The sequence below is a fragment of the Pseudomonas kielensis genome (assembly GCF_014236655.1).
GTDB lineage: Bacteria > Pseudomonadota > Gammaproteobacteria > Pseudomonadales > Pseudomonadaceae > Aquipseudomonas > Aquipseudomonas kielensis.
Genome location: NZ_JACMYG010000018.1, coordinates 64054 through 86589 on the forward strand (window position 1 = coordinate 64054; position 22536 = coordinate 86589).

19 protein-coding genes, 1 tRNA gene and 2 pseudogenes are annotated in these 22536 nt (G+C 59.3%); 4 read left to right on the top strand and 18 right to left on the bottom strand.

Annotated elements, in window-relative coordinates; genetic code table 11:
* The first annotated feature begins 19 nt into the window (after positions 1 to 19).
* Together H7995_RS17350 and H7995_RS17355 are read left to right on the top strand one after the other, a co-directional pair.
* Complete coding sequence (locus H7995_RS17350; protein ID WP_166589468.1) at positions 20 to 1006, top strand: LysR family transcriptional regulator; 987 nt, start codon at positions 20 to 22, stop codon at positions 1004 to 1006.
* A 126-nt stretch (positions 1007 to 1132) separates the two neighbouring features.
* Complete coding sequence (locus H7995_RS17355; protein ID WP_166589469.1) at positions 1133 to 1360, top strand: hypothetical protein; 228 nt, start codon at positions 1133 to 1135, stop codon at positions 1358 to 1360.
* A gap of 146 nt (positions 1361 to 1506) precedes the next feature.
* On the opposite strand, the gene H7995_RS17360 is transcribed toward H7995_RS17355, so the two are convergent.
* Complete coding sequence (locus H7995_RS17360; protein ID WP_166589470.1) at positions 1507 to 1977, bottom strand: anti-virulence regulator CigR family protein; 471 nt, start codon at positions 1975 to 1977, stop codon at positions 1507 to 1509.
* 193 nt (positions 1978 to 2170) lie between these two features.
* On the opposite strand from H7995_RS17360, the gene H7995_RS17365 reads away from it, so the two are divergent.
* Positions 2171 to 3910 (top strand): dipeptidase, encoded by a 1740-nt coding sequence (locus H7995_RS17365; RefSeq protein ID WP_185818667.1) that lies wholly within the window; start codon positions 2171 to 2173, stop codon positions 3908 to 3910.
* An 801-nt stretch (positions 3911 to 4711) separates the two neighbouring features.
* Here the strand turns inward: H7995_RS17365 and H7995_RS17370 are convergent.
* From H7995_RS17370 to H7995_RS17420, 11 genes are all read right to left on the bottom strand, one after another.
* Positions 4712 to 5866, bottom strand: coding sequence for an OmpP1/FadL family transporter (locus H7995_RS17370; RefSeq protein WP_166589484.1), 1155 nt, complete (start codon positions 5864 to 5866; stop codon positions 4712 to 4714).
* A gap of 132 nt (positions 5867 to 5998) precedes the next feature.
* Positions 5999 to 6910, bottom strand: coding sequence for an SMP-30/gluconolactonase/LRE family protein (locus tag H7995_RS17375; protein ID WP_166589485.1), 912 nt, complete (start codon positions 6908 to 6910; stop codon positions 5999 to 6001).
* 80 nt (positions 6911 to 6990) lie between these two features.
* Positions 6991 to 8175, bottom strand: a complete 1185-nt coding sequence (locus H7995_RS17380) for an acetyl-CoA C-acyltransferase (RefSeq protein WP_185818668.1) — start codon at positions 8173 to 8175, stop codon at positions 6991 to 6993.
* Positions 8168 to 8947, bottom strand: coding sequence for a maleate cis-trans isomerase family protein (locus H7995_RS17385; RefSeq protein ID WP_185818669.1), 780 nt, complete (start codon positions 8945 to 8947; stop codon positions 8168 to 8170). Before H7995_RS17385 ends, H7995_RS17380 begins: the two co-directional genes overlap by 8 nt.
* 11 nt (positions 8948 to 8958) lie before the next feature.
* Positions 8959 to 9402 carry an acyl-CoA thioesterase gene (locus tag H7995_RS17390; protein ID WP_166589488.1) on the bottom strand — a complete coding sequence of 148 codons (444 nt, stop codon included), beginning with the start codon at positions 9400 to 9402 and terminating at the stop codon, positions 8959 to 8961.
* Positions 9399 to 10559 carry an FAD-dependent monooxygenase gene (locus tag H7995_RS17395; RefSeq protein ID WP_185818670.1) on the bottom strand — a complete coding sequence of 387 codons (1161 nt, stop codon included), beginning with the start codon at positions 10557 to 10559 and terminating at the stop codon, positions 9399 to 9401. The genes H7995_RS17390 and H7995_RS17395 overlap by 4 nt, the downstream gene beginning before the upstream one ends.
* Positions 10559 to 11404: a VOC family protein gene (locus H7995_RS17400; RefSeq protein WP_166589490.1), complete on the bottom strand. Its 846-nt coding sequence runs from the start codon at positions 11402 to 11404 to the stop codon at positions 10559 to 10561. The genes H7995_RS17395 and H7995_RS17400 overlap by 1 nt, the downstream gene beginning before the upstream one ends.
* 25 nt (positions 11405 to 11429) lie before the next feature.
* On the bottom strand, positions 11430 to 13160 hold the full coding sequence (locus H7995_RS17405; protein WP_166589491.1) for an AMP-binding protein: 1731 nt from the start codon (positions 13158 to 13160) through the stop codon (positions 11430 to 11432).
* Positions 13161 to 13181: 21 nt separating this feature from the next.
* On the bottom strand, positions 13182 to 14432 hold the full coding sequence (locus tag H7995_RS17410; protein WP_198422813.1) for an alpha/beta hydrolase: 1251 nt from the start codon (positions 14430 to 14432) through the stop codon (positions 13182 to 13184).
* A gap of 432 nt (positions 14433 to 14864) precedes the next feature.
* On the bottom strand, positions 14865 to 15794 hold the full coding sequence (locus H7995_RS17415; RefSeq protein ID WP_182344328.1) for an SMP-30/gluconolactonase/LRE family protein: 930 nt from the start codon (positions 15792 to 15794) through the stop codon (positions 14865 to 14867).
* A gap of 179 nt (positions 15795 to 15973) precedes the next feature.
* A complete protein-coding gene (locus tag H7995_RS17420; RefSeq protein WP_166589493.1) occupies positions 15974 to 16906 on the bottom strand; it encodes an SMP-30/gluconolactonase/LRE family protein in 933 nt (310 codons plus the stop codon).
* 309 nt (positions 16907 to 17215) lie between these two features.
* On the opposite strand from H7995_RS17420, the gene H7995_RS17425 reads away from it, so the two are divergent.
* A complete protein-coding gene (locus tag H7995_RS17425) occupies positions 17216 to 17968 on the top strand; it encodes a TetR/AcrR family transcriptional regulator (protein WP_166589494.1) in 753 nt (250 codons plus the stop codon).
* A 40-nt stretch (positions 17969 to 18008) separates the two neighbouring features.
* On the opposite strand, the pseudogene H7995_RS17430 reads toward H7995_RS17425, so the two are convergent.
* From H7995_RS17430 to gacA, 6 genes and pseudogenes are all read right to left on the bottom strand, one after another.
* Positions 18009 to 18274: pseudogene (locus H7995_RS17430) on the bottom strand (transposase); the annotation flags it as partial.
* A gap of 30 nt (positions 18275 to 18304) precedes the next feature.
* Positions 18305 to 19047 (bottom strand): annotated as a pseudogene (locus tag H7995_RS28490) (tyrosine-type recombinase/integrase); the annotation flags it as partial.
* 237 nt (positions 19048 to 19284) lie between these two features.
* Positions 19285 to 19360: transfer RNA gene (locus H7995_RS17440), tRNA-Gly, on the bottom strand.
* Positions 19361 to 19422: 62 nt separating this feature from the next.
* Entirely contained in the window at positions 19423 to 19983 is a 561-nt protein-coding gene (gene pgsA, locus H7995_RS17445) for a CDP-diacylglycerol--glycerol-3-phosphate 3-phosphatidyltransferase (protein WP_095170389.1), read from the bottom strand.
* Between the two features lie 32 nt (positions 19984 to 20015).
* Positions 20016 to 21839 (bottom strand): excinuclease ABC subunit UvrC, encoded by a 1824-nt coding sequence (gene uvrC / locus H7995_RS17450; protein WP_182344326.1) that lies wholly within the window; start codon positions 21837 to 21839, stop codon positions 20016 to 20018.
* A gap of 2 nt (positions 21840 to 21841) precedes the next feature.
* Positions 21842 to 22483: a response regulator transcription factor GacA gene (gene gacA, locus H7995_RS17455; RefSeq protein ID WP_071555134.1), complete on the bottom strand. Its 642-nt coding sequence runs from the start codon at positions 22481 to 22483 to the stop codon at positions 21842 to 21844.
* Positions 22484 to 22536 lie beyond the last annotated feature (53 nt).

Genomic DNA, 22536 nt, shown 5'->3' on the forward strand with positions numbered 1-22536 from the left:
GGTAAAGTGGCGGCCGGTATTGTCCATCCTTCACCGCGAGGCCAGCGCCCGGCACATGCAAAACGTCGATATGAAATCCTTGCACGTGTTCTTTTGCCTGCTCAACGAGTGCAATGTCACTCGCACCGCCGAGCAACTGAACATGACCCAGTCGGCGGTGAGCCATACCCTGGCTCGCCTGCGCCTGCTGTTCAACGATCCGCTGTTCGTGTCCATGGGCCGTGGCATGCTGCCGACCAGCCGCGCCCTGGAGTTGGTGGAGCCCTTGCAGCAGAGCCTGGCCGCGCTGAACAAGCTGATCGAACCGGTCAAGGCCTTCGACCCCGGTCAATTCCAGGGCAGCTTTGAAATCGCCACCAGCGACTACATCGGGTTTATCCTCCTGCCGCGCCTGATGGTGCGCCTGGCCGACGTCGCGCCCGGGGTCGAGCTGAACATCCAGCCGCTGCGCCCCAAAGAGGATCTGCCGCTGCTCAAGGACGGCAAGCTGGACCTGATCATCTGGAACGAAAAAAGCGCCCCGGCCACTTTCCATGAGCGCAAACTGTTTTCCGACCGGCTCAAGTCAGTGGTGCGTGTCGGCCATCCCGAGATCAACGGCAGCCTCTCCCTGGAGCAGTTTCGCAACGGCAAGCACCTGCGCATCAGCAGTAACCATGGGGCGGTCAAGGAGGCCATCGACAGCCTCTACGAACAACACGACATCCGCTGCAAGACCTCCCTGACGGTGCCGCACTTTCTGCTGGCGCACATCCTGATTTCGCAAACCGACATGATCGGCATGATCGCCGAGCTGACGGCCTTGCGCATCGCCAGGGAAATCCCCCTGCAACTGTTCGAACCGCCCGTAGAGGTGGAGGGTTTCACCGTCTCCCAGGTCTGGCACGAACGCCTGCACGCAGCGCCCGCGCACAAATGGCTGCGCGGGGAAATCAATCAGGTGGCCAAGGAAATCACCCTGGAGCTTGCCCAGTTCAAGCGCTCGCAGCCGGGGCCGTCGGTGTGACTCAGCGTAAGCCGGTGCCGCACGGTGAACCGCCAGTCACCTTTCAAACCTGACACTGGACGAACCGGCGTTGGCGACCTATACCTTTGAGTTCGGCGGCAGACGCTCCACCCCAAGGTTTGAACCATGCGGCTCTACGATTACACCGCTTATCCAAAAGACCACGCCCAGCACGCGGTCTACGGCGAAGTAATGGCCGACACCGACAGCGCGGCCAAGGCCAAGATCAAAGCCTTGTGCCCGCACTGCGAACGCATTGAACTGTCGATTCTCAGCACCTCCGAGCCATTCGGCCGACACAGCGTTCGTCGGGTGCCAGGTAGCCGGTCAGCGCACAAGATTACCGGTGATTGAGCGTTGCCACGGCTAACCGGCGACCTTTGCCCAGCATGACCGCCCCTGGCCACCCGGACATCACAGCAAGCAGACTCTTGCTCTTTAAAAGCATGAGGTGCTTTCGATGAAGGTTGATACCCCATGGGGGGCTACGGCCGGGTGCGTTAATCAAAAGCTCCCGTGAGCACCTCATAAATCAGCCCGGTGGCCAAGGCCACCAGAATCAGATCGGTACCGGCCTGCTGCCATTCATAGCCATCATAATGAGGCAAGTGGCCAAGCAATCGACCATCGAGCTTCTTGGCAATGCCGGGCGGCAGCGGCTTGCCCCGTGCGAGGTTCTTCTGGATCCCGGGGGGCAAGGCCGGTCCGGGGCTCCAGTAGTCCCGGTAGCCACCGACAACCCCCAGCACACTGGTGCGATTGACGCTCGGACCGTTACTCCAATCGCCGCCTGCGGGGTTTTTACCCGGGTTGCCATGGCCACCCTGATTGCCATGCATCTGGCTACTGGGTGGGTTTCCCTTGCCGTTCCCCTGCCCCTTGCCGTTACCTGGATCGGCCCATGCCAGCGCCGAACCGCAAACCAGCGTCAGGGAGGTAACAACTGCAACTGACGCACGAGATTTGGACATGGGGCGATCCTTGAGTTTTTGACGGCCGTTGATATTTAGAGGCTGACCGAAAGGTTAGTTCCATCTCGGCGCGCTGACATTTCTGTGGGACAGATCCCACTTCAGGGGCTGCCCTTTCGTACGGTTGTGGTGTTAATTTGGAAATGATTTGTTTCATCTCCCCCTACCCACCTGCAAAGGAATGCCCACCATCATGGATTTTTCCCTCAAGCACCTGGCCGCAACCACCCTGATGCTCGCCAGCCTGGCGTCGTTCACCACGCCAGCCCACGCCAATATCACCCCGCAACAGAGCGCGGCGATCCTCAAGACCTTCAACGACAGCTCAGTCACGGACTTCCGGCAGTTCCTCACGCGGCTGAGCAAAAGCGAGCTGGCCAAGAACGACGACCTCGCGCCGGCCATCAATGCCTTCCTCGCCAACCAGAGCCTGAGCGCCGAGCAGCAAAATGAAATCCATCGCCTGCTGGGTCTCTACGCGCGCGTCAAATATGGCAGCGCTGCCACCGAGACCCTGCGCGAACTGGTGGCGATCCCCACCTTCGAGGTCGAAGGCGTGCCGCAGCACGAGAACCCGCAGTTCCTCAAGATTGCCGACAAGATCAAGGGCCTGGCCGAGGCCTTCAATCTGAAATTTCGCAACATCGACAACCGGGTCTATGAAATCAGCCTGGACGGCGCTGGCGATGAAGTCGTTGGCATCCACGCCCACGCCGATGTGGTGCCCGTGACGCCGGAGAACTGGGTGCTGGAAGACGGCACCCGACTGGACCCGTTCAAGGTCACCCTGATCGGCGACCGCCTGTATGGCCGCGGCACTGAGGATGACAAGAACGGCATCGTGGTGACCCTCTATGCGATGAAGATCATCAAGGACGAGAAGCTGCCACTGGCACGCAATTTCAAGTTGTTGGTGGACACCACCGAGGAAACCAGCGGCGACGCCATTCCTTATTACTTCGAGCGCAATCCGACCCCCAACTACAACCTGGCCCTGGATGGCGGCTACCCGGTGGTGATCGCCGAGAAAGGCTACGGCACGGTCATGGCCAGTTTTCCCCGGCGCGCCGCCGAGGGTAAAGGCGCCGAAATCAGCGCCATGACCGGTGGGCTGGCGACCAACCAGATTCCGTCGACGTCGGTCGCCACCCTGCTCACCGAGCAACCCGCCGAACTGGCTGCCCGCCTGCAACAAGCCGGCGCCGACTACGCCAAGCGCAACGGCGGCAATTTCACGGTGACCGCCAAGGTGGTCGGCAAGGACGTGCAACTGACCGTCACCGGCGTCTCCGCCCACTCCTCCGAGCCTGAGTCCGGGGTCAACCCGGTGGCCCGGATGCTTGATTTCATCAACGGCCTCGACGGCAAGGTCGCGCTCAAGCACAACCAGATCACCGACGCCGCCCGCTACGCCGCCGACAACTGGGGCCTGGACTACCTGGGCAGCAAGCTGGGGGTTGGCTTTGCCGATGCCTTCATGGGACCGCTGACCGCCTCCCTGACCTACGTCGGCATGGACGACAAAACCTTCAAGCTGGCGGTCAACCTGCGGGTGCCGAAGGGCAAGTCTCCCGAGGTACTCAAAAGCGAAATTGCCGACAAACTCAGTGCCTGGAGCAGCAAGTCCGGGATCGCGCCAGCTTTCGACTACTCAATCGCCGAGCCGATGTACCGCAACCCCGAAGGTGAATGGGTCAAGGCCCTGCTGGCCGTGGCCAGCGAAAACCTGGGCATGAAACACCAGTTCGGCACCTCCGCCGGCGCCACCTCGGTGCATGAACTGCCCAACGGCGTGCAATTCGGCCTGGCCATGCCCGACGTCAAGTACACCGGGCACAACGACAACGAGTTCAAGACCGTCGAACAGTTCATGCTGGACCTGCAGATCGTCACGGAAATGATGGGGCGCATCGGGCAATTGCCGAAGCTCTGACCTAGCGCTGCCGCACCTGCTGCCCCAGGGAATCACGCAGCAGCGTGCGGGGCGGTTCGCAGGACTTGAGTGGCTGTCGGGAGACCGGGAGCCGAGGTGATGCATCCGCTTTTGGACTATCAAGGTCTATTGCCTCAATCGATGAAAACACGTTCGATACCACACCGGCTGGAGGATGATGCCTATGCCCCACGACAGTTACTTTCGCATCGCGGTAGCGTCTTCTGCTGAAGAAGCGCTGAAACTGACACGGGTCACAACCTGCCCCGTCAGCCTATTAGTTATAGAAGAAGGCCTGCACTGGTGTAGTTGCGCAAACAACTTCCCTGCCGATCAACCGTGGCAGCCGCCCGCTTGCGTCGTGAGATATCGCAGCCATGCGCGCTCAGTCTCATTCGTTGCCTGGGAAAGTCTCTATAGCGGGATGCCGGACATGTACCTGCTCAGTAACGTGCTATCTGCATGCACACCCCTCCACTGCTCACCAGAACCTGTAGAGCCGGTAAATTAACCTCACCGAATAAGAAGTCCGCCCTAATCAGCGGTTTTTGCAGGCGGTGTAAAAGAGGGATGGGCTTACGCTGGCGTCAGCGTTGCCTAAAACACAGGCCAATGGCTGATCTGTGTGGAGTGTAAAAGCACACCGCCCGGTGATCGTGGGCACCGGGCGGTGCCTTGCCTCCATGGCAAGGGTCAAGGGATGCGCCCTGATGAGACTCATCACTGCTCCCGCTTCCTTGCAGCGGAACGCCTGCGCTCACACGCTCACGACGACGTGAGATTCAAGCGACGTGTAAAGCGCTAAAACTTGTATCCCAATCCCACCGTCAACATATGCAGTTCGCCTCCGGCCTCTGAGCCCGCACTTGCGCCCTTCCCTTTGGTGATGTGCCGCAAGTCATACATGTAGGCGCCTGTGACTTCCATTTGCTCGGAGACGTTGTAGGTGAACCCCAGGTGCGCGCTTTTCGGTTGATTGCACGGGGCAATGGCGATCAGGGTGGCCTCTCGGTCCGGAACCTGGTGGTTGGCAAGGGACACCCCTGTGCGCAATTGCAGTTTGTCGCTGTATTGATAGTTCACGCCAAAGCGAAACACATGCTGGTCCCGCCAGCCAAAGCCCGGTCCATTCCCGGCGCCAGGCGCTCCGCCTTGGGTCAGGGAGTTGGCCAGAGCCTTTTCACGGCTCCAATCAATCCAGAGGTAATCGAAGGCAACCGTCCAGGGGCCCGTGTCATAGGCCAACCCCAAGCCTGCCTGCTGCGGCATGTTTATACGTCCTTTGGGGATGATGTCTTCGTGGGCATCCAGTTTCTGGAAGCGCACCGGTGTCGAGTAGGTGACCCCCAGTCGCAGTCCCGGTGCGAGGGTGCCCAGATAGCCGATGCCCAAGCCGGCACCCAATGCATGATCCTTGTCGTTGGTCGCACCAAAGTTCTCTAACCCGTGCAGCATCAGGCTCTCATAACCGAGCTTGACCGACAGCCCAAGGTAGTGACCGGGTTGAAACTGGTAGGTAGCCGTAGGGGCGATCAGCATTTGCACCAGTTCGGATTTCACATTGGATGTTCCGAATGCCGGAATCGGCTTGCCATAGTCGATGCCGGCACCGTACCCAGACACCGCAACACCGAGGGTTACATCGGGTTGATACTGATAGTTGGCGCCGAATCCCGGTACGAAGAGCAGCACATCGTCACTACTCTCGCTGCCCTGCACATTGGAACGAAGCTGACCGGCGGTGGCGGTCAGACTGCCATCGATCCGTGTGCCGACAGCGCCCATGCCCGCCGGGTTGTTGACCGCGGCGAGCGCATCGGTGGGGTTGGCGATAGAGGCCCCACCCATTCCCATCGCCTGGGTGCCGTAACCGGCATACTGCGGCCCGTTGGAGGCCTCAGCCTTGGCTGCCAGCAGTCCCAGACACGCAAGCGTGAAGCAAACACATCTTTTCATGGCCCTGATCCCTTGTATTTGTTGTAGTCAGGTCAATTTTTTATGGCGCTGCGCTCGACAGACACTCTCATTAAAAGCACGCAAGTCAGCTCAAGGACGCGGTGAGGACACCACGCCCGTTCAACAGTTGAACTAAGGCCGACCCAGGCCCCTGCCAATCTCGACACGGGTGGTGAAGATCGTCGTTTCGGTGCGCAGGTTGACCATGGCTTCGAAGATGTTGTCGCCATCGACCTTGGTCGAGACCATGAACAGCGTCTTGCCATCCTCACCACCGAGGGTGCAGGCCACACACTCATAGCCGGGCATGGGGATGCGGTCTGTGATCTGGCCTTGGGCATTGATGCGCATGAACTGTTCTGCACGTAGCATGCTCAACCAGATACCGCCCTCGGCGTCGATGCAGATACCATCAATGCAGCCACGCTTGCGGGCACGATCTTCGGGTGAGGGGAAAACCTGCGTCAGATCCAGCAGAACCCGGCGGTTTTCAAGCTTGCCGTCGACGATATCAACGGCACTGAGGCGTTCGGCAAACGTCTCGACGAACACCAGGGTCTTCTGATCCGGGGTGATGACAATACCGTTAGGGAAGTTGCAGTCCTCGACACCGACCGACACCTCGCCATTGGGTTCGACAATCACGATACGGCCAGGCTTCAACCCCTCCCCTTCGAACACCCGTGCGCCGACATCATCGACATAGATCCTGCCGTTGTGGTCGATCACCATGTCACCGACGTAGCCGGTATAAACGTCGCAGAGGTCTGCGTACAACTCCAGACCGCTCGGGGTGTAGCGATACAGGCGGGTCTCGTGCATTGAGCTGAGGATCAGGTCGCCATTGGGCAGGAATCCCATGCCGTTGGGCTTGTGGGGCATCTGGGCGATGACCGTCTTGGTCCCGCTGGCGTCTATCGTGTACACCTTCTTGCCGAGCATGTCCGAGATGTAAAGCTTGCCATCGCGCCAACGCGGGCCTTCACCAAAGAACAGGCCGCTGGTCAGTACATTCAATTCGTATTGTTCTTGTTTTATCGACATGTTGGATACCACCCTGGATTGTGTTGTGGGGATCAAACCAACCCTCACGCCAACGCGTGCGGGCGTGAGGGTTCTTACACTCAAGTCACCTCGAACAGCCCGGCGGCGCCCATGCCACCGCCGACGCACATAGACACCACCACATAGCGGGCTTTGCGGCGCTTGCCCTCCAGTAACACGTGGCCAACCTGGCGCGCCCCGGTCATTCCATAGGGATGGCCGATCGAAATGGCGCCGCCATTGACATTGCACCGTTCAGGATCAATGCCCAGGTGACGCTGGCAGTACAGGGCCTGGCAGGCAAACGCCTCATTGAGTTCCCAAAGGTCGATGTCCTGCACGCGCAGTCCGTGCAACTTGAGCAGCTTGGGGATGGCCAATATCGGCCCCACCCCCATTTCCTCTGGCGCCAGTCCTGCCACCGCCATCCCGCGGTACAGACCCAAGGGCGTCAGGTTTTGCTGTTCGGCAAACTGTCGATCGACCAGCACACAGGCGCTGGCGCCATCGGACATTTGGCTCGCATTCCCGGCGGTTACACTGCCGCCTTCAATGACTGGCTTGAGCCGCGAGAGACCGGCCAGGGTGGTATCCGGTCGGTTACCTTCGTCCTGTGCCAGGGTCACGATCTGCATGCGCGAGACGCCCGAGTCCTTGTCGACAATGCGTTGCTCGGCCGTAATCGGCACGATCTCGTCATTGAAGCGGCCCAGCGCCTGGGCACGTGCGGTGCGCATCTGCGAAGCAAACGCGAACTCATCCTGGTCCTCGCGGGAAATCCCGAACTTGCGTGCAACAAACTCGGCCGTCTCCAACATCGGCATATAGGCACTGGGAACCGCTTGGATCACCGCGCTATCCTGCTCTTGCGCGACCCATTGGAAGTACGCCTGCTGTATGCCGGAAATGTTTTCCTGGCCGCCGGCGGCAACCACATCCATGCCATCGACCATGATTTGCTTGGCCGCCGTGGCAATCGCCATCAGCCCGGATGAGCACTGGCGGTCCAGTGTCTGGGCACTGACCGAGAGCGGTAGCCCGGCGGCAAACACGGCATTGCGGGCCAGGTTGGAGCCGGCCGTACCGGCCGTCAGCACCGAGCCAATGACCACGTCTTCAATGCACCCATGCTCCACACCAGAGCGCTCGACCGCATGGCGCAATGCGTGCCCCATCAGACTTGGCGATTTGATGTTGTTCAGGGCGCCACGCGCCGCTTTGGCGATTGGGGTACGCGCGGTTGAAACAATCAGCGCCTCACGCATGACCGTTCTCCCGCTGTGCAGGGTATCGTCCGGACAGCAACGCGCCGGCCCCCGGCACCACCGGGTCCAATCCCAGGTGATCGAGCATTCGGCGCACCGTACACACCGCCGTCGACGTCACCGGGATACCCAATGCCTGCTCGGCCGCCTGGATCGAGGGCAACGACTGCATTTGTACGCAAGCCGAGAGCACCACGACATCGACCCCCGTGGTGTTGAGCTTTTTCACATCCTCAAGCAGCAGGGCCGGATCGCGTCGGCCCACATCAAGGTTGTCAGGGATCTCGAAGGCAATCGAATCGACCACCTCAATCCCTTCGCTTTCGATGTACTCAACCACGCGGTCACACAAAGGCCGCATGTACGGGGCAAGCAGGGAAATTCGCCGTGCCCCCATGATTTTCAAACCCTCGACCAAGGCACCTGCCGACGTCATGACCGGCGCGTCGCACTGGTTGGCGCGAGCAATTGCTGTCAGCTCCTCCTGGACCTGACGATGGTAGCCATTGCCCATAGCCATAATCGCCACCAGGCACGCGGTACTCATCACATCCACTCGGGCGTCTGCCAGTTCGGCGGCGCAACGCAGGGCTTCGCGATTCATCGCCAGCAGCTCTTCGCGGGTGACCTTGTGCATGCGCATCCGGCTGGAGTGGAACGTGAAGCGCTCGGGACGCAGTTGCAGGCGCGCATTGAGCATCAATGGGATCTCTGTCTCCATCGTGGTATTGGAGCTGGGCACAATCTGGCCAATTCGATAGATAGCGGTCATCAGCGCTCCCCTTAATCGCAAACATGGTGTGGTTGCAAAGCCTGCTTGAGTGCGTGCGGAATCGGCACACTCTTGCGCTCCAGCGGCTCGATGCAAATCGGTGAGAAGACCCCTTCGAATGCCAATTGCCCATCCGGCAAGTACGCGTGGGCAACCAGGTCGAAGCTGCGCTCGCGCAGGGCACCGACCCGCAGGGTGATGTCGACGGCGGTGTCTGGCGGCAAGCTGACGTGGAATGTCAGCGCTATGTGCTTGCAAGGCAGCCCGACCTTGACCTCGCTGTCGGCACCGGGGCCCCATCCGATGTGCCGATAAAAATGCATCACGGCGCTGATCAGGTACTCGGTGAACCGGCCGGTGAACGCGACCCCGGCGGGGTCGCAATCCATCCAGCGCACCGTGCGACGTACCGTAAACGGCAGGTGCGCGACGACGTACTCGGAACTCTGGTTCATACCGGGCTCCCGACATTCCCCAGACGGCCCATCAGTTCCGGATACTCACGGCGCAGGCGGTCGTCATCGACTCGACCGGTGCGAGTCATGAACTGATAGACAAACTCCTCGGCGCTGTAAGTGTCCATCCACTGCGCCATCTGCTCGTACCACAGGTAGGAGCGTTCGGAGGCACGAATGAGCTTCTGTTTGCTGGGCTTGTGATTGCGCTCGTAAGCAGCCAGTCCACGCAGTGCGTCACCCTCGCAACCGAGCAAGGCTTTGGCCAGGGCAATGGAGTCATTCATCGCGATACGCGTGCCGGAGCCGATGGAAAAGTGCGCACTCGCCAGGGCATCGCCCACCAGGACGTAGCGGCCATGGGTCCAATGGGCATTGCGAATGGCCGGAAACTGGCGCCAGACAACACGGGCGTTACCGTCCATCAACGGCGCACCCTCCAGTTCCGGGGCGAAGATCTTCTCCATCAGTGCCTGGCGTTGCGCATTGCTCATGTCGCCCAGTTTCAGACGCTGCCAGGTGGCATCGTCGCACTCGGCGACAAAGGTGCTCATCTCTTCACTGTATGCGTAGTAATGAGCAACGAAATGCCCACCCGCGTACTTGCGGAACACCAGCGCCGAGGCTTCGAAAACCTTGGGCGTGCCATACCAGGCAAAATGATTGCCCAAGGTGTTGGTGGTGGTGCCGAAGTCGGCCTCGAAGCTGCGGCGAACCAACGAGTTGATACCATCGGCCCCCACCACCACGTCAGCGTCGTGCAGACCTAGCCTGGCCAGATCGTCCAGGCTTTCGATCCGTTGCTTGTAATGCACCACGACACCGGCCGCTTCGGCTTGCTTCTCCAGTATCTGCAACAGGGTGAGCCGGGGAATCGCCCCGCCTTTTACCGGAAGGCGGATATTGATCGCGGTTTCTGCCTGCACGATGACCTGGTGCTCATGCTGCGTGGTCGCCGCGCAGAGTGCTTCGTACGATTGCGGGTCCGCATCGCGCAACTGCAGCAGACCGGTGTCAGCCAGAACAACACCAAAACCGAAGGTCGAGTCCGCCGCGTTCTGCTCGATGATTTCCACCTGCCAATCCGGCGCGCCGCGCTTTAGCAGCAAACCCAGATACAGACCCGACGGGCCACCGCCGAGGATTGCGACTTTCATTATTTTTCTCCTCGGCTGATTTGCAGCCGATAGCGATCGAACTCGCTGACCTCTCCGGCGAAACCACCGGTCAATGCGGCATTCCACAAGGCCGGGACAAAGCCCAGTCGTTTGCGCTCGAACACCAATGCTGCTTCGGCGGTGATTTTCCAGTAGCCGTTGCCCAGGTCTTCAAGTTCAACGCCGGGTTCCTGTCTGGCAGCCTCGACCAGCGGCATGAACTCCGGGGCGTCGAGGACATACAGCACAGGCTCATCCAAGGCATCCGGGTCGATGCCCTTGGCCTTGGCTTTCCAGACCTGATCGATACTGGTGAATGCGGTGCTCCCGGCGCCCAAACCGTCCTCGAGGGCCATGGCGGCTTCAAGTGTGCGGGTCGCATCCTCGGCATCCAGTGCATTCATCGGCCGCTCCTGGATGGTGATTTCCAGGTAGTAGCCATTGGGGTCGTTGAAGTAGATCGACTCGATCAGCTCGTGGCGGATCTGGAAGATCAACGGGATGCCTTGGCTTTCGAGACGATCACGCCACTGCAGCAGTTCTTCACGGGTATCGACACGCCAGGCCGTATGGTTGGCCTCGTAGCGATAGTCCGCTACCGGCCGTGTGTAATCCGGCTGCTCGGTGTTGATGTAGTAGAAGAAGGCAATGGTGCTGTGATTCCCACTGTCGAAGAAAAAGTGCAGAAAGTCCGGGTGGTTGGACGGTCCCCAGCCCCGCGCCGAGATTGCATGAACTAGCGGCAGCCCAAGTTTGTCGCGATAGAACGCCACAGTTTCGCGCAGTTTCCACGTAGGTCGGGCGCTGTGATGGACACCCTTGAGAACGGGTTGATTGTTTACCATCTGACGTACTCCTTTTAACTGCCGATTAATTCGTTTGTTTTGCCAGCTCTTGCTCGACGTTCGTCTTGACCAGCTCGCGCAGCTTTTCCTTGCTGAGCTTGCCGGAAGCGGTCAGGGGGAACACATCAAGCACTTCGATACGCTCTGGCCACTTGAACTTGGCCAGTCCGTAATCCTCCAGATAGGCCCCCAGTTCAGCCACGCTGGGCGCGGCAAAGCCATCACGCAGCACGAGTGCGGCACACAGCCGTTCGTCAAACACCGCGCAGGGATAACCGACAGCGGCCACGGCGGCCACGGCTGGGTGACCCGCCACCGCGAGCTCGACTTCTTCGCAGTTGATTTTTTCACCGCCGCGGCTGACCAGATCCTTCAGGCGGCCACAGAAGACGTAGTAAGTCTTGCCATCGATGACCTTGGTGTACATGAGGTCGCCCGAGCGGTAGTAGCCGTCGCTGGTGAACGTTTCACGATTACGTTCCTCGGCCCGGAAGTACCCGTGGATGGTGTACGGCCCTTTGAATGCCGGCTCACCGATCTCTCCTGGCTTGGCATCCTGCTCGGTACCCGGCACCAGGATGCGAACGCGGTCCCATGCGGATACGGGCCGGCCGTTGGTGGTGTCATGGGCCTCGGCTACATCCTCCTTGTGACCGAACATAATCACGCCCTCGGTGATACCGAAAACGTTGTACGTGCGAACACCCAGCAGCATCTGCAGTTTGGCGGCACTGTTGGCGACCAGCACACCCCGGGCCCCCGCCAGATCGATTCGGCCGCTTTGAATGGCGGACTCGAGTCGAGCGATGATCGGGCCGCCAAGCATCAGCCATGTCGGGTTGGTCGAAGCAATCAGCGAAATCAGGGTTTCCGGTTGCAAATCAGGCGTCACGGTGACGGTGCCACCGGTCATCAAGAACGGCCCAAAGCAGCAACCCATGTTGAGGTTGTGAACCATAGGCTGGGGCATGAACAGCACGTCGTCGGGCTTATAGCCCAGCCACTGGGCAACGGCCCGCATGTTGTAGAGGTACTCGTTGTGAAAGCGCGGAATGATCTTCGGCACCCCTGTGGTCCCGCCAGAGAGCTGATAGACCGCGACCTGGAACGGATCCAGTTGCACGCGTTGCAACTGCGCCTGGGCCTGCTGCAGGCTGATGCCGTCGATCAGCGCGTCTTGATGCAGGACACCCTCCTGCGAGGCGCCGCGCACCTGCATGATGAACTTCAGGGACGGAGCGGCCTCTTGCATCTTGCGGGCGAACCCGATGCTGTCGAACTTGGGGTCATCGCCCTGGACGATGTGCAACTTGGCCTCAGCCAGGTTGGCCAGGTAACCGATTTCGCGCTCGCGGTGAGCCGCCAGGGTGCAGATCGGAATGAGCCCGGCTTTCAGGCAAGCAAAGAAGGCAATAATCAGTTGCTCGCTGTCGCGCAACTGGAACACCACCGGGTCCAGCGGTTGCAGCCCCTGCTGAAGGAAAGCGCCGGCCAGGCGGGTGGAGAGCTCGTCCAGCTCACGATAGGTGATGCGCAGGTTCGGGCCGAGCAGAGCCACGTTGTCGGGGTACTGCTCGACAACCGAGCGCAAACCGTCCGGTAGCGTTTCATATCCCAATGCGCCCTCGGACAAGTACCGATCCAGTTCACTTTGTTTGGGATACACCACGCCAGGAATGGGCGACGTGACGTGACGCAGTGCGCCAGCACTGAAAGAAGGAGAGGTGGAAGATGCTGGAGTTTTTATAGTTGTCATGACTGCACGCTCTTGTTTCGTTTAGAAGTTGTCTTGGAGCCAGCGTCCCAGCTGTGCCCCCGCAATGGTCTGCCCGCTGACCTCGCCCTCATCCAGGGCCTGTCCGTGATGGTTGCCGCGTACTCGATGGCGCTCTTTGCTGCTGGCCGGGATGGCGCTGTAGATCGCGTTGACGTCACTGGGGAATACACAGTTGTCACCGGTGTATTCGATGAGCAGCGTGGGTTGCTCAATGGCATCTGCGCACTTGGCCAACGAGGCATTCGAGGAAAGGCCCGACCATGTCGATAACCACGACTCCGGGGTGACTGTCCGCCCAAAACCGACGCTGCCCAGGTTGGACACAAAGGGGTCGCTCCCCCAGAGGGAGCCGACAAAACGGTCCGAGGGATCAAGCGAGGTGTCCCAGCAACGCAGATCAGCATCGGTACGCCAGACCTGGAAAATCGGACCATGGCTGGCCAGGGCCTTGTCGGCGCGCGAGCCGCCGGATTTGACGCGTTCACGCGCGCTCTGACGCTGTTCGACCCGTTGCCGGGCAATTGCGTCGATGCGGGCGACCCGTTGGCGCTGCGCCGCGCGGTAGCGCTCGATGAAGTCGGGGCAATAGCTGGACGAGTCCGGTGGCATGCGAAAGCCATTGGCCTCGCTGAATGGATCCAGTGCAGGGTCGACCGAGAACGGGTCGGATTCGTCGCTGAGCGATGGATCCAGCGCATTCATCAACAAGATGCCTTGCCCCGGGTGCGGCGAGACAAAGGCCATACCGTCGGCCGGCGGAAGCTGCGCCGTGGCAAATCGGGTGGCTCGACCTGCGGGAGTCTTGGCGATGCGTTTTTCCGGCGCGCACAGGGATTGCTGGTTATAGAAGGCAAACAACCCTGCCCCGCCCGAGTTGCCGAGCAGCACGATGGTCTCAAAACCCATGGCCCGTAAATGGCGCATCCCGGCGGCGACGTCGTACAGCGCAAACTCATGCTCCAGACGCAAGTCGTTGCCAACGGAGCGAGCGCCCTGGACCCAGCAGGCCCAACCTGCATCCAGTACATCCGGCACCAGATAATGGGTCACCACCAATTCCCGGGGATGCATGATGAAGACGACCTTACGCTCACGTGCGCGAGAGAAAAGCACGCCCATGGCACCCTGGCCATCTTCGGTAGGCAATGGAAACGGGGTCGAACTGAACGGTGTAACCATGCGTTCCGCACGCCAGGATGCGCCACGCAACCCTGCAGTGACCGCTACTTTCTTGTTGTTGGGATTAGCCACGTGGGGCCCTCCTGCCAGACTCCAAAGAGTCGTTTCGACACATCAATTGAGACACGCTCAATTAATCTCAAAATCAGACTAGACCATCAATTGAGACCATGTCAATTGATAAGAAAAAAATATTTGTCCCGTTGAAAGTGCCCACCTCGCAGCCTACGGATACGCCTGTTGACGCTGTCCCAAGGACGCTGATCTGCCGATCGGGCACGGTTTCACGCGCTCAACATTTGTGCAGGTCACAACACAACGATAAGCCGCAAAAGGATGGAAAGCTGCGCCCCGGACAAGGCGTTCCATGTTGACGTGGAGCGAAGAAGGTGGCGCATCACGGGAGGTCGCCAGAGACCTTCCTGCACCCGGTGCCAGGGGTGGGCCTGGCTGTTTTTTTCGAATGGGGCAGCCCGCAGGGCTGCCCCAGGTCAACCCCGTGATTTAAGGCTGACCACTCCCCACAGCAACGCGTGCGGTGAAGATCGTGGTTTCGATGTTCCGAGAAACCAAGGCATCGAAGATGTGCGTGTGATCGCCCTTGATCCGGCTGACGGACATGAACAGGGTTTTACCGTCCTCTCCTCCCAGGGTACAGGCCACCATTTTGTCGTAGCCCGGCACATGAATGCGGTCAGTGACATTCCCTTCACTGTCGATACGCACGAACTGCCCGGCGTACAGGACACTCAGCCAAATCCCCCCTTCTGCGTCGATGGCAATGCCGTCCAGGCAACCGTTTTTGTGAGCACGGTCCTGTTCGCTGGCAAAGATTTTGGTCATGTCCAGGAGGACACGCCGGTTCACCAACTGGCCATCGACAATGTCTACCGTCGAGAGTTGCTCAAGGAAGGTCTCGGCAAACACCAGTCGCTTCTTGTCCGGCGTAATCACGATGCCGTTCGGGAAGTGACAGTCCTCAAGCCCTACCGAGATGGAGCGATCGGGCTCGACGATCACGATACGGCCGGGTTTCAGCGCCTCGCCTTCAAAGACCCTGGCGCCAACGTCGTCGACATAGATGCGACCGTTGTCATCGACCACCATGTCACCGATGTAACCGGTAAACAGGCTAGAGAGGTCTGCATACAACTCAAGGTTATTGCCCACGGGCGCGTCGGGCAGATAGCGGTACAGTTTGTTCTCGTGCATCGAGCTGAGAATGAGGTCGCCGTTGGGCAGGAAACCCATGCCATTGGGCTTGTGCGGCTGCTCGGCAATGACCGTCTTGTTGCCCGCCGCATCGATGCTGTAGACCTTCTGCCCGATCATGTCGGAGATGTACAACTTACCCGCGCGCCAGCGCGTGCCTTCCCCGTAGAACAGACCACCGGTCAACTCTTGTAATGCGTATTCTTTTTGTTGTGAGGACATTGTGCATACCACCTTTGTTGTTAGAGATTGTTTTCAGGTTCACCGTGCAGGCACACGGCGTATTTGATGCACGCAACGTTGTGCGCTGAAACGAGCCGACGCTCATCAGGTGTCCGACCTGATGCACGCCGGTATCCATGCGACCAATGCGCAAGACTGCCGCCGGGCCCCACAGAAACTCAGGGACGCGCGTCGCCACGCCCGACTGCAACGCGAGTCGTGAAAATCGTGGCTTCGATGTCCCGAGCAACCAAGGCCTCGAAGAGGTTCTTGTGAGTGCCCTTGATCTGGCTGGCGGAGATGAACAGGGTTTTACCGTCCTCCCCACCCAGGGTGCAGGCCACCACTTTGTGGCCCGGAATATGAACGCGGTCAGTGACATTGCCTTCAGTGTCGACACGCACGCACTGTTCGGCGTGCAGGACACACAACCAAAGCCCGCCCTCGGCATCGACCGTCAGGCCTTCCACGCAACCCCGCTTGAAAGCACGATCTTCTTCACTGGCAAAGACGGTGGTCATGTCCAGGAAGATGCGACGGTTGACCAACTGGCCATCGACGATGTCCACCGTTGAGAGTTGCTCAAGGAAGGTCTCGGCAAACACCAGTCGTTTTTTGTCCGGCGTGATCGCGATGCCGTTCGGGAAGTGGCAGTTTTCGAGCCCCACCTTGCAGGTACCGTCGGGTTCAACAACCCCAATACGACCCGGTTTCAGGCCCTCGCCTTCAAAGATTCGGGCGCCGACGTCGTTGACGTAGATGCGTCCGTTGTCATCGATCAGCATGTCACCGATGTAACCGCTAAACAGGCCGCAAAGGTCTGCGTACAACTCAAGGTTATCGCCCACCGGCGCGTGCGGTCGGTAGCGGTAGAGCTTGTTTTCGAGCATCGAACTGAGAATAAGATCGCCGTTGGGCAGGAACCCCAAGCCGTTGGGCTTGTTCGGCTGCAGGGCAATGACCGTCTTGTGACCCGCCGCATCAATGCTGTAGACCTTCTCCCCGATCATGTCAGAGACGTACAACTTACCCGCCTGCCAGCGGGTACTTTTACCGTGGCACAAGCCACTGGCCAGCTTCTGCACTGTGTATTCTTTTTGTTGTGAGAACATTGCGCACACCACCTTTGCATAACGGCTAAGCATTGCGATGCCTTTTTGAGAGGCACTCAATTAGTTCAAGGCAAAGGTAGATTACAATTTGAGACCATGTCAATTGCTGACGAAAAATTCTTTTCTTCGTCAAAACGGACCTGCTTTCCGACGCTCTGTGAGGGAGCGCAACCGCCCCAGGTCCGGGCCTAGGGCAATGAAAGCGGCGTGGACGACTACTCACAGGCCGTTGATAGCCGCGTTTGAGGTTCAGAAACCGTCAGCAGGTGATATTCTGAGGCGGTATCAATTACGTGCAAGGAAGTTCGGATGTCAGATGAAACCAAACCGGCTGTGGCAGAAAAGACCGCGCCGACAAAGAAAGTCGGTCGCCGCCCCAAGAGCAGCCAAGACGTATCTCGGGCCGCCATGGTGGAGTGTGCAGTCAATATTGCCCGCACCGAATCCCTCGCCGAAGTGAGCATGGTCAGAATCGGTAAGGAACTGGGGGTGGCCGCAGGCATGGTCCACTACCACCTGGGGAGCCGCGACGAGTTGATAAGCTCCGTCATCAATGCGGCTTTCAAAGAGCGCCTGGAACGGCTGCCCACACCCACCGGCCGGTGGCGCACGGACCTTGAACAGTTCGCGCAATCTTCCCTCGACACACTGGAACGCTGGCCGGGGCTGGCGACCTACATCCTCACCGAAAACAAGTTCCGGCTCTTCCAGCGCATACAGCCTGGGGAAGTTGATTATGGCCTGGCTTATTTCGACCACATAGGCCGGATCCTCAAGGCAACGGGCCATTCAGGTCCCATTGGCGCAATGATTTATCATCTCTTGCTGTTGTTTGTGACGGTCATTGCTGCTGAAAAAGAAAACCGCCAGGCACCACACACTCACCGCGACTTCATCAGTGGTTACTTCAAGAAGTTCGACCAGGACAGCTTTCCAGGTGCCGCTTATCTCGCAGCACCCTTCTCCGCGCTTGACAGCGCAACGGCTTACGACGCGGGCATCGAGATCCTGCTGGATGGTTTTGAAAAATGGATAGGACTCGCGACCAAGGCCGACAGCTAGCTTCGTCAACATGAGCACGATCAATCACCGCTCGACCCTATTTGGTCACCACCTGGAAAAGGTCGTAGACCACGCGCGCTTTCGGGCAGCCGTGGTGGATTTCCAGATCAAACACGGTGTTCATATCCATCGCCACCGTTTTGATTTGAGCGCTCCTTCTGGTCCCAGCTCTTTAAAGAACGGCCTGACAGCCGCCCTGCTGCGGCCTTCGCCGATCAACAACACTCGTCGGGTGTCGGCGTCCAGCATGACGCTGGCGTAGCGATGACCTTCAAACAAGGCAAACTCGTCCATGACCAAGCGGCGCGGTTGCGCCTTTCAGACTCGTGAGATAGTAAGGATTGGACGCACTATTTCAAGCGCCTGGACCGAGAGCGGCACGATGTTGGGCGCTATATTTACGATCTGCGTACCTGGCTTCCGCATAGCTAATTGGAGTGCTTCACGACCTGCGCTGGCATGATCCATAACCGCTGCTGCAGATCCAACGGGTCGTGGGTCGCCAAGCGTAGCTCACCCGTGCTGACCCCGGTCAGCAGCAATCGAATGCCAAGGCGTGTTTGGTTCGCTCCACCATAGTTTCGCAGAGCTGTCATTAACGCAGGGAGTGCGACAACATCGAGATCTGAAGCCGGATTTTGTTCCAACCCCTCGGTCTTCACCAGCGCATAGCGGAACAATTGATTGAACTACGTCCGCACTTTTCAGCTGTCAGTAATGCCTTGCGTTGTTCGATTCTACTTAACAAATCCAGCAGACCTGCGGAACTCCAGCCACTGATCGAACACGACCTCGAAGGTATGCTCCGTCGCCAAACGAACAGCACGGCACTGCTGTTTCCGACGCTCATGGGGATTGATGCCTTGGGCAACGAAGGCACGCGCTTCATCACGACGGGTATGCGCTTCTTTAAGGCTAATTGGCGGGTAACAACCAAAGGACATGCGCTTCTGCTTGCCCGTCCAGTAGTAACGGAATAGCCAGATCTTTCCACCGCGGGCCGTCACATTGAGCGTGAGGCCGTCACTGTCACCAAGCGTGTAGTCAATACCAGTGATTCGGGCGTGCCGAATTGCCATTTCTCAGAGTGCCATGGCGAGCTCCTGAACGGAGTCAGGGCCATATCCTCATCTCGCTATACAATCTGCTCCAGCAATAAACCGATTCAGTGCGCATCAGAATCCTGGACTCAATCCTGGACTTAAACTCACCGGATAGTGCTGGATTTTATTGATTCCCGCAGGAACGAAAAAAGGACCCGAAGGTCCTGATTTCAATCACTTGCAGAATTAAACATAACCCTTAAGTGCAATATTTGGAGCGGGAAACGAGACTCGAACTCGCGACCCCGACCTTGGCAAGGTCGTGCTCTACCAACTGAGCTATTCCCGCGTCTTGGTGTGGCGTATTCTATAGCAATTCGATTACGCGTCAACCCTTTGATTCAAAAAGTTTTATTTTTTCTGCACGTCGGTTTTCAGGTGCGGCCAGGCGGCGCGCAGGTATTGCACCATGGACCACAGGGTCAGGCCCGCCGAGACCAGCAGCAAGGCATAGCCCACCAGCACCCAGAAGCTGAAGTCCGACGGGTTGGCCAGCAGGATCACCAACGCGAGCATTTGCGCGGCGGTTTTCCATTTGCCCAGGTTCGACACGGCTACCTGAGCCCGTGCGCCCAGTTCGGCCATCCACTCCCTGAGGGCAGAGATGACAATCTCGCGGCCGATGATCACGGCTGCCGGCAAGGTCAGCCACAGGTTGGCGTGTTCCTGGACCAGCAGCACCAGGGCCACGGCGACCATCAGCTTGTCTGCCACCGGATCGAGAAACGCCCCGAACGGGGTGCTCTGCTCCAGCCGGCGGGCCAGGTAACCGTCCAGCCAGTCCGTCGCCGCAGCGAACGCAAAGACCGAACTGGCAGCCATGTAGCTCCAGTGATACGGCATGTAGAACAGCAGAATAAAGATCGGGATAAGCAGAACGCGTAGTACGGTGATCAGATTAGGGATATTCATCGGCACAACTGGCTACGAGGTGAGGGGGCATTCTACTCGCTGTGCAGGTTTGCATAAATCAACTCTGCGAGCTTTTTACTGATCCCCGGTGCTTTGGCGATCTCTTCGATGCTTGCACGAGACAGCTCCTGCAATCCACCAAAATGTTTCAACAGGTCCCGACGCCGGGTCGGCCCTACCCCGGCAACCCCTTCCAGGGTTGAGGTGCGGCGGGTTTTACCACGTCGCGCACGGTGCCCGGTAATCGCAAAACGGTGGGCCTCGTCACGGATCTGCTGGATCAGGTGCAACGCCGGGGAGTCGCCGCGCAGGGTGAACTCATGGGCTGCATCATTCAGGTAAAGGGTTTCGAAGCCGGCCTTGCGGGTCGCGCCCTTGGCCACGCCCAGCAGAATCAGGTCGGGGACCGCCAGTTCATTGAGCACGTCACGGGCCATCGACAACTGACCCTTGCCGCCGTCCACCAGCAGGATGTCCGGCAATTTGCCCTCGCCGTCCTTGAGTTTGCTGAAGCGCCGGGTCAGCGCCTGGTGCATCGCCGCGTAGTCATCGCCGGGGGTGACCCCTTCGATGTTGTAGCGCCGGTAGTCGGACTTCAACGGCCCTTCCGGGCCAAACACCACGCAGGACGCCACGGTCGCTTCGCCGCTGGAGTGGCTGATGTCATAGCACTCCAGGCGCTGGGGCGGTTCATCCAGATTCAGGACTTCAGCCAGGGCGTCAAAACGCGCGGCAACGTGCTGACGGTTGGCCAGGCGCGCGCCCAGCGCCTGCTCGGCGTTAGTCACCGCCAATTGTTGCCAGCGCGCGCGGGTGCCACGGACCCTGTGACTGATGGTCAGCTCGCGACCGCGCAGCTCATGAATGGCTTCGATAAGCGCGGGGAAGTCCTCGTGGACCACATTGACGATCAGCTCGCTCGGCAAGTCGCGCTCAGGACTGCTGATGAAATACTGTCCGAGAAACGCCGCCATGACCTCGGCAACGTCCTCTTCAATACCCACCTGCGGGAAAAAGTTCTTGCTGCCCAGCACTCGCCCGCCACGCACACTGATCAAGTGCACACAGGCACCACCCGGGTTGATGAACGCCGCGACCACATCGACGTCGCCCGTACCGCCCTCCATGCTCTGCTGGTCCTGGACCCGGCGCAGCAGGGATATCTGATCGCGCAGTTCGGCGGCGCGTTCGAAATCGAGGGTGCTGGCGGCCTGCTCCATGCCCGCCGACAGCTCGTCGGTCAGGGCATTGCTGCGCCCCTCGAGGAACATCACCGAGTGCCGCACATCCTCGGCGTACACCTCAGGCTCCACCAGGCCGACACAGGGTGCCTTGCAGCGCTTGATCTGGTATTGCAGGCACGGCCGGGTGCGGTTCTTGTAGTAACTGTCTTCACACTGGCGAACGAAAAAGGTCTTTTGCAGCAGGCTGAGGCTTTCGCGAATCGCCCCGGCGCTGGGATAAGGACCAAAATACTTGCCCTTGGCCTTTTTTGCCCCGCGATGAATGCTCAGGCGCGGAAACTGGCCGTCGGAAAGAAACACGTAGGGGTAGGACTTATCGTCGCGCAGCAGGATGTTGTAGGGCGGGCGCCACTCCTTGATCAGCGTCTGCTCCAGCAGCAGCGCCTCGGTCTCGTTGGCGGTGATAGTGGTCTCGACCTGGGCGATACGGCCCACCAGCGCCGCCGTCTTGGGCGCCAGGCCGGTCTTGCGAAAGTAACTGGCCAGGCGTTTTTTCAGGTTCTTGGCTTTGCCCACGTAGAGCAGGCGCGCATCGCTGTCGAACATCCGATACACACCGGGGCGCCCACTGCAGGTGGCGAGAAAGGCACTTGGATCAAAGGCTTGAGTCATTGTCAGAGGCTGGCATCGACCATGCCGTGACGCACCGCCAACAGGGTCAACTCGACGTCACTGCTGATCGAAAGCTTCTCGAAAATCCGATAGCGATAGGTGTTCACGGTCTTGGGTGACAGGCAGAGCTTGTCGGAAATGATCTGCACCTTCTGGCAGCCGACAATCATCAGGGCGATCTGGATCTCGCGCTCCGAAAGGGCATCGAACGGCGAATCGTTGCTCGGCTGGAACGACTTGATTGCCAGTTGCTGGGCAATTTGCGGGCTGATGTAGCGCTGGCCGGCAAACACCAGGCGAATCGCCTGGACCATTTCGTTGAGGCCGGCGCCCTTGGTCAGGTAGCCCGCCGCGCCCGCTTGGAGCAGCCGCGTCGGGAATGGGTCTTCCTCGCACACGGTGACGGCTACGACCTTGATGTCCGGATGGCTGCGCAACAACTTGCGCGTGGCTTCCAGGCCGCCGATGCCGGGCATCTTGACGTCCATCAGCACCACATCGGGTTTCAGTTCGCGCGCCTTGAGCAGGGATTCCTCTCCCGACTCGGCCTGGCCGACCACTTGCAGGCCATCGATGTCAGCCAGCATTCGTGTAATACCTGTACGAACGAGATCATGGTCATCGACTACTAGCACCCTAATCAAGCAGACACCCCGCGATATGGTCTTGTTGGTTGCCCGCCACCTTAGCAAAAAGC